Annotated in this window: 7 protein-coding genes; 1 reads left to right on the forward strand and 6 read right to left on the reverse strand. The window is 29.5% G+C overall.

The features are described 5' to 3' along the window. A partial coding sequence (locus SPD90_RS14430) for a leucine-rich repeat domain-containing protein (protein ID WP_320925693.1) occupies positions 1-355 on the forward strand: 355 nt, incomplete at its 5' end. Positions 356-419: 64 nt separating this feature from the next. Here the strand turns inward: SPD90_RS14430 and SPD90_RS14435 are convergent. The 6 genes from SPD90_RS14435 to SPD90_RS14460 form a co-directional block, all read right to left on the reverse strand. Then, positions 420-1793 carry an MATE family efflux transporter gene (locus tag SPD90_RS14435; protein WP_320925694.1) on the reverse strand — a complete coding sequence of 458 codons (1374 nt, stop codon included), beginning with the start codon at positions 1791-1793 and terminating at the stop codon, positions 420-422. A 333-nt stretch (positions 1794-2126) separates the two neighbouring features. Beyond that, a complete protein-coding gene (locus SPD90_RS14440) occupies positions 2127-4850 on the reverse strand; it encodes an HAD-IC family P-type ATPase (protein ID WP_320925695.1) in 2724 nt (907 codons plus the stop codon). A gap of 304 nt (positions 4851-5154) precedes the next feature. Next, positions 5155-5406, reverse strand: a complete 252-nt coding sequence (locus SPD90_RS14445) for a hypothetical protein (protein WP_320925696.1) — start codon at positions 5404-5406, stop codon at positions 5155-5157. Between the two features lie 78 nt (positions 5407-5484). Further along, positions 5485-5874, reverse strand: coding sequence for a macro domain-containing protein (locus SPD90_RS14450; protein WP_320925697.1), 390 nt, complete (start codon positions 5872-5874; stop codon positions 5485-5487). 13 nt (positions 5875-5887) lie between these two features. Continuing rightward, entirely contained in the window at positions 5888-7273 is a 1386-nt protein-coding gene (locus tag SPD90_RS14455; RefSeq protein ID WP_320925698.1) for a DarT ssDNA thymidine ADP-ribosyltransferase family protein, read from the reverse strand. Positions 7274-7475: 202 nt separating this feature from the next. Further along, the gene (locus SPD90_RS14460) at positions 7476-7655 is read right to left on the reverse strand and encodes a hypothetical protein (RefSeq protein WP_320925699.1); all 180 of its coding nucleotides are present in this window, start codon (positions 7653-7655) and stop codon (positions 7476-7478) included. Positions 7656-8019 lie beyond the last annotated feature (364 nt).

An 8019-nucleotide genomic window follows, 5' to 3' on the forward strand; every position in this document is an offset into this window, starting at 1 on the left:
AAAAATTCCTAATTCTGTTAAATCTATTGGATTTTATGCTTTTCATGGATGTAGTAATTTAAAAGAGATAGAAATTCCTAATTCTGTTAAATCTATTGGAAATCATGCTTTTTGGTATTGTAGTAAATTAGAAAAAATAAAAATTTCTAATTCTGTTAAATCTATTGGGCGTTATACTTTTTATAAATGTAGTAATTTAAAAGAGATAGAAATTCCTAATTCTGTTAAATCTATTGGAAATCATGCTTTTGATGGATGTAGTGATGAATTTTGTATATATTGTAATAAGGGTTCTTATCCTGAAAAATATGCAAAGATTAATAATATAAAATTTATAAATCTTCCGAAAAAATAAAAAAATATATTTCTTCTATGTTTGAGAAATTTTATCCTCAATATAGAAGAAATATATTTACAATTTACATATCTTTTACAATATTATTTGCCCATTTTTTAGATACTGCTCTCGGCACTCCAAATATAAACTTGGCGATTTCCTCAGTATAAGTAAATGCAACTAATAGATAAATCGGAATTCCTTTATATGCAGCTACAAATGTTATCGGAAGTGAAACAAGCCACATACATCCCATTTCTAAAAATAACGCGTACTTAGTATCGCCACCACTTCTCAAAACTCCTATTACTATGAAAGTGTTAAATGTTCTAAGCGCCATCATAACACCCATTATGATAAATATCTTCTTGATATCAGGAGTTAATCCATCTGAAACACTAAATATTTTCAAAAGAATTGGTGTAGAAAGTATCAATAAAGTACCTAAAATAGCACCTGCTATAGTTACTATCACCGAGAATTTCTTAGAATATCTTATCGCCCTGTCTATATTATTTGCACCTAGTTCATTTCCCATCATTATAGAAGAACCTATCGCTATACAGACCGCTGTCATTATGAAGAAGTTTCCAGTCGTGCTGGCAATCTGACTCGCCGCAATAGCTGATGTCCCAGCTGTAGAGTAAGCAACTGAATAAAGCACACTTCCGAATGCCCAAGTTGTGTCATTCAAAAACGTCGGTGCAGTTTTCTTGATTACAGCATCTGCCAAATCCTTAGTGATTCCTCTTATGTCCTTAAATCCAAATCTCAACTCATAATCATCTCTTACAAAATACACATATCCTATAAGTAAAATAAACTCCACAATTCTAGCTATAACAGTAGCAACAGCAGCTCCCATCACGCCTAATGCTGGAGCTCCAAGTTTTCCAAATATAAAGATATAATTTAAAATTATATTTACGACAAGGGAAATAGAACTACAAACCATTCCTAATCTAGGGTTCATTACATTTCTAGATCCCATGCTGAAAATATAACTAACTGCCATAATTGGATAACAAAATCCTATAACTAAAAAATAATCTCTTGCCTGTTTGACTACTTCACTGTCATAAGAGAAAAAATGAATTATAAAATTAGGGAAAAATACAGCTATCACAAAGAAAATTAACCCTAAAATCAACGCCGCTATGACACTAAATGCAGTTACCTTCTTTATGCTATCTCTGTCTCCTTTTCCGTAAAATTGCGCCATAAATATACCCGTTCCACCTATAATTCCAGATAATGCCATATTGAATAAAAAGAAATATTGATTAGCTATACCTATCGCCGCTATAGATACCTCTCCTAAACTTCCAATCATTACAGTATCGACCATATTTATAAGTGTCGTTATCAAATTTTGGATTATAATCGGAATACATAGTGTGATTAGTGTCTTGTAAAATATTTTATTCTCGTCTGTCATTTTAAATATTCCCTGCAAAATATCACCTCGCCTGTTTATTAATTTAACATACACATTTTAGTATAACCCATTCTATTATAACCTATTTACATATATAAAAAAATCTTTCTTTCAGCAAAAAGAAACTATGCAGGTTTCCCTACATAGTTTCTCGCTTGGTTATCGCTTATTATTTTTTCGGACTCCTGTTACACCCTATAGGTTCTACCCTATGATTATACCACTTTCGCAATATATGGGATTCACGTCAGTCGAGTCAGATTAAAATACGTTACTCGGTTAAAGTAATAATTTAATCTTAACTATATTATTATCAATTTTTTAAATTTTATACTTACCAAAATCTACCAATTATTGTTTATGCCCGCTTGTTTTAGATTTCAAAAATTTCTCGATTTCTACAACTGTGAATATTATAAGCCCACAACATAATGGGTATATCCATTCATAAAATTCAATTGAACCAGTTCTAAATATTCCCTGCATATAAGGCACATATGTGATCCCCATTTGAAGAGCTAAAAGAATTCCTACAACTATAAAAGCTACTTTATTTGAGAACAAGTTTTTAGAAATAGCTCTTCCTGCTGTTCTTATATTGAACAAGTAGAATATTTTCCCAAATACTATTATATTGAGTGTCACTGTACTGGCTGTATTTTGTGAAATTCCTCTACTTATCAAGTACTGATTTACAATTAAACCCAAACCTGCAATTAATATCGCCACATATAGAACTCTAAAAACATCGTAGGTCTTTATTATATTTTCGTGCTTTTGTCGTGGTTTTTTATCCATTATATCGTGCTCGGCTGGTTCAAATACAAATGCAAATGATATAGTCACCGCTGACACCATATTTATCCACAAAAGTTGAACTGGCTGTAATGGTAGTGGATTGCTTAAAAGTATGCTCACAAGCACTATCAATCCCTCTGCTATACTCGTCGGTAATAGGAATTTTATAGTTTTCTTGATGTTGTCGTACACTCGTCGTCCTTCCTTTATTGCATCGACTATAGTTGAGAAATCATCATTTGCCAACACCATATCTGATGCTTCCTTAGCTACATCTGTACCCTTGACACCCATTGCTATACCTATGTCTGCTTGTTTTAAAGCTGGAGCATCATTTACTCCATCACCTGTCATCGCAGTCACCAAATTGTTGGCTTGGTATGCTTTTACAATTCTGAGTTTGTTGTCAGGAGTTGCTCTTGCAAATATATCGTAATCTTGAATTACTGAGCTTAACTCTTCATCTGTTAGTTTATCTACTTCCGGTCCAGTTATAACTTTGTTTTTTTCGGACAACTGAATATGTCTTGCTATTTCTGCTGCTGTTTCAGGGTGATCACCTGTTATCATTTTTATTTTAACACCTGCTCTTCTAGCCTGCAAAATAGCATCTATGACCTCTTCTTTTGGAGGGTCGATTATTCCGACTAGCCCTACAAAAATCATCCCTTCATCCAGTAATTCATGTTCTATTTCTGTCGTATTTTTAGGTAATTTTTTATAAGCAGTTGCCACGACACGCTTTCCTTGTCTTGCTAGTGTTGTCATTTGATTTTTCCAGTATTCCCTGTCAAAGTCATCTTTTATAAACTCTACCAATTTATCTGGAGCACCTTTTACAGCTAAATATCTCTGATCTTTTAAATCTACTATTTTCGCCATATATTTAAAATCGGAGTCAAACGGCATCTTATCAACTTCCGAAAAACCAGCTATATCTAATTTCGCCTTTTTGCAAAGTGTAAGAAAACATCCGTCTGTCGGCTCTCCATTTATGCCCCATTTTCCATCCTCGTAATTTAGTGTTGCATCATTTGCAAGTGCACCTATAAGTATTAATTTTCTCAAGTCACCATCAATAGTGATTTTTTCATCTCCACTAAAAATTTCTCCCTCAGGCGAATATCCCTTTCCTGTCACAGTATAAAAATTATCTCTAGTTACTATATCCTTTACCGTCATTTCATTTTTGGTAAGTGTTCCAGTCTTATCAGTTCCGATGATGTTCACAGAGCCTAGAGTTTCAACAGATGGCAGATTTTTGACTATAGAATTCTTTTTAGCCATATTTTGAACTCCTATCGCCAATATCACAGATGTTATCGCAGGCAATCCTTCTGGAATCGAGCCCACGACCATTGTAATAATCGACAACAGCAGTACAGGAATTTCATATACATCAAATAAAATTCCAAATCCAAACAAAATTGCAGCCGTCAAAACTATAGTATAAGATATATATTTTCCTAGATTGTTTATAGATATTATTAGAGGTGTTTTTTGCTGTTTTACATGATTGATACTTTGATTTATTTTACCTATTTCAGTATAATCACCTGTCGAAACGACAATGCCAGTCGCCGACCCATTTGTCACACAAGTAGATGCAAATGCCATATTTGTTTGATCTGCAACAGTTACATTTCCTATCAACGTCTGCTCATCCTTCACAACTGAATCCGACTCGCCCGTCAAAACAGCCTCCTGAACCTTCAAGTTATCGGCATCTAGAATTCTAATATCAGCAGGCACATTATCTCCCGCCTCTAAATAGACAATATCCCCTAACACCAATTCACTTGCATCGATATCCACCCTTTCGCCATTTCTTATGACAGTTGCATTCACCACCAACATCTGCTTGATTTTTGAAATCGCATCCTCTGCCTTGTTTTCTTGAATATAGCCTATCAAAGCATTTACAATTACTACTATCCCTATAACTATCGAATCTGAGATGTGTCCCATAGATAAAGTCAATACTCCAGCAACCAACAAAATGTAAATCACACTATTGTTAAATTGCTTCAAAAACCTCACCAGCTTACTCTGCTTTTTATTTTCAGTAAGGTTGTTTTTTCCGTATTTACTCTGCCTTATAGATATGTCCTCTTCGCTTAAACCTGTTTCTTGGTTTGATTTAAGCATTTTTAATGTCTCGACTGTACTTATCTTGTACCAATTAGAGTCACTGAGTTGTATTTCCCCTGTTTGCTGGAGAGGAGGAGGTTCCTCTACTATTAAATTGCTCCTGTGCGAGTGACTTTTAGCTTCCATTTATTATTCTCCTTTCTGACGCATTGAGCGTGCTACTTTTTTTAATATATTTTATTATGTATCGTATCAGATATTTCTTTATTTGTAATAGGCTTTACAGTCTTCTAACATTTTTTAATGTTTTTTAACATAAAAAATTTAATAGAAAATATTATATTTCATACAAAAAAATAAGGCATAGACTAACTTAACAAGCCTATACCTCTTAGAAAATTATTTACAGAAAAAACTTTAAACTCTCTATTTTAATTATAAACTTTATATACCTTTGTAAATTCTAAAACTTTTATCTTTATTAGTTAACTTAAAACAGTGATAATTGTTCACTAGTAAAGCTTATATTTTCATCTTTTTTTATATCAGAATATTCATCTGTTTTTTTATAAAAATATTCAAATATACTTTTATATGATTTTGCTGTTATTCCTTTTATTTTTGAAATATGCCAAAATCGATTTATTGGTTTACTTTCTTCAAGTTTTTCTGCTGCTTTTTTAGTTATCCCAATTTGCTTATAAAAATCTACAGTATTTATTGAATTAATATTATTTACCATAAATTCTTCTACTCCCTCAGGTTCTTTTTTTTCATCTAATCAAAAATATACTGGTATATATAAATCAGATAAATATTTTTACATAATTAATTTAACTTCATTCCAGTCAAGTCCTCCATTACTTGTTCCTAATTTAGGAAATGCAATAGATTTTATATCTCTTTTTTTATAATTTTCAGCGAAATATTTTAAACCATCTTCTATCCATTTTATTTTTGAAGGATATCTCCAATGATTTTTTGTAGCAAAATTCATTATCCATCTATCATTAGAATACTCATAAATTCTAGGAATACCAACTGTCATTTTTTTACTTTCACACATTTTTACATATTCGTCAAACATCTCTGGATATCTAAGTTTAAATTCTAATGCAATTCCTGCACCCATAGTTCCAAAACAATTCACTGCATTAACAAGTGTTTTTGCTGGTGAATTAAAAACTGTACCTTCTAAATACTCTATCAATTCCATCACCTTCTTATTTAATATTTGAAAGCAAATCGCAAATATACATGACATTATCTACATAATACTTAATTTTATATGCCTTAGTGTATAAATTTAAATCTATATAATAATGTTTATAATTATCATTTTTTTTATTTGAAATCATTTTAAATTTTGGAAATCCTTCATCTACTATTTTATTTTCTTTATCTAATATTTGATATTTGTGACAACAATTAACAATTTCTTTATTTTTAAAAACTACATGTAATTTAAAATCATCATCTATCTCATATTTTAAAAGATTTTCTTTTTTTAAAAATTCTTCAATATATAAAAAATTATTAATATATATTTCAAATTTAGAAAATTTATCTATATCTCCTTCTATCTTTAATATTTTCTTATCATTATAATTATTATTTTTATTAAAATTTAAATTAGCTCTTCCTCTTATCTTTTTAGGTTCATATTCTATTGTTTTAGATGTTATATACTTTTTATAAAATTCATTTATAGAATCTTTAAGATTTAATCCTTCTAAATCATATATATTAAAAGAAGTTTTGTAATCCTTCCAACTTTTATTGTACTCTACAATAAATATAATTTTATTTTTTTTTCCATTTTCATCAAATTCATAATCAATATCATAATCAATTATAAAATTATTCTCATCTTCTTGCTTTTCTGCACCATATAAATCTTTATCAGAAAATAAATTTATATCTACTTCATATTTATCACTATGTCCATAAACATTTATAGCTCTTTTTTTATCAGCTTCACATCTAAATATTATTTTTTTTAGATACTTTTCTATAGAAACTGGATTAAGACTAAGAAGTTCAGCTTGTCTTTTTCTACCTCTTTCCCATTTTTCTATATCACTATAATTCTCCCCAGGTTCAAAATAATGTCCTTCTTTAAAAATATATTTCCAATCCATTTTATTTATAAAAAAATCATTAGTATCATCAATTTTAGTATATTTACTTGTTGTATTACCATCACTAAAAATAACATCTTTTGAATATATTAAACTTTCATCAAATAGTAAGTATACAGGCATAGGTATATGTATATTATTACAATATTGTTCTAATTTAACACCTTCATTACGATATAAAGTAGGCGTTTTAGGTCTATAGTAAAATCTAACACAATTCATTACAAAAAGTCTATTTAAATCTCTAAGTTTATTAATCATTTTAGGATCTGCACCATCTTGAAATCCACCAAATTTTTGAATAGATTCATTTCTACTATATAAATACCCACTTTTAAATATTTGTTCTAAATTGCTGAAATCTGTAAAATGATATAATCCTTTAAAATTATAATCTCTCTTTAACTGTTCTACTTTTTCTGCTTTAGTTGTAATTCTATTAATATTTCTCAAATCCCCAAGTTTCATTATTATTTCCCCCAATATAGTTTTAAAGTGCTTTATAATAATATAATATCATATAATTACTAAACTTAGCCCTTTTATATAAATTTATTTCATTCACCCTATATTCTGATTACGATTCTATTCTCTTATCATTTGTATCATCAAAAAACAAACCAATTTTATTAATTGGTTTGCTTTTCTAGATTTTATAAAAATATATGATTTATCTAAGCTGTCTATAATCAGTCTGTACATGAGATTGCTCATCTGTAACTGGATCTTGCTTAAACGCAGAAACCCATTTATTATCTTTATATCTTTCTTCGAATTCCTTCTTATTTTCAAGATCTATTGCACTTTTATTATTTTTATTTTTGCTATTTTGTTTATGTTTTTTATGCATAACAAACCTCCATTTTACATATTTAATTCTATTCAATTATATTATCTGCAAAAAATCGAGTTCTATCTCTTAAAAATTGTGGAATAATTCATTCTGAACTTCCAATTTAAAAATTTCCTTTCGTTAACCATTGACAATGTTTTTATATGATTTATCATTATAATAATTGATTAAATATTTATTTTGGAAAGGATGATAAAATGGAGGAATTTTTTTCGAAAAAGCAAACCTATCCACAGTTTGTCAGATTTGTAATTCCGTCGATAATCACAATGGTATTTTTATCCTTCTACACTACTATAGACGGATTTTTTGTGTCTAGGTTTGTAAATTCAAATGCTTTAGCTGCGATAAATATAGTCAT

The sequence above is a fragment of the Intestinibacter sp. genome (assembly GCF_034113885.1).
Lineage (GTDB): Bacteria > Bacillota > Clostridia > Peptostreptococcales > Peptostreptococcaceae > Intestinibacter.

Excerpts from the sequence above, each read along its gene's own strand:
- SPD90_RS14440 (WP_320925695.1), bottom strand. The coding sequence starts at position 4,850 with ATGGAAGCTAAAAGTCACTCGCACAGGAGCAATTTAATAGTAGAGGAA.
- SPD90_RS14460 (WP_320925699.1), bottom strand. The coding sequence starts at position 7,655 with ATGCATAAAAAACATAAACAAAATAGCAAAAATAAAAATAATAAAAGT.
- SPD90_RS14445 (WP_320925696.1), bottom strand. The coding sequence starts at position 5,406 with ATGGTAAATAATATTAATTCAATAAATACTGTAGATTTTTATAAGCAA.
- SPD90_RS14455 (WP_320925698.1), bottom strand. The coding sequence starts at position 7,273 with ATGAAACTTGGGGATTTGAGAAATATTAATAGAATTACAACTAAAGCA.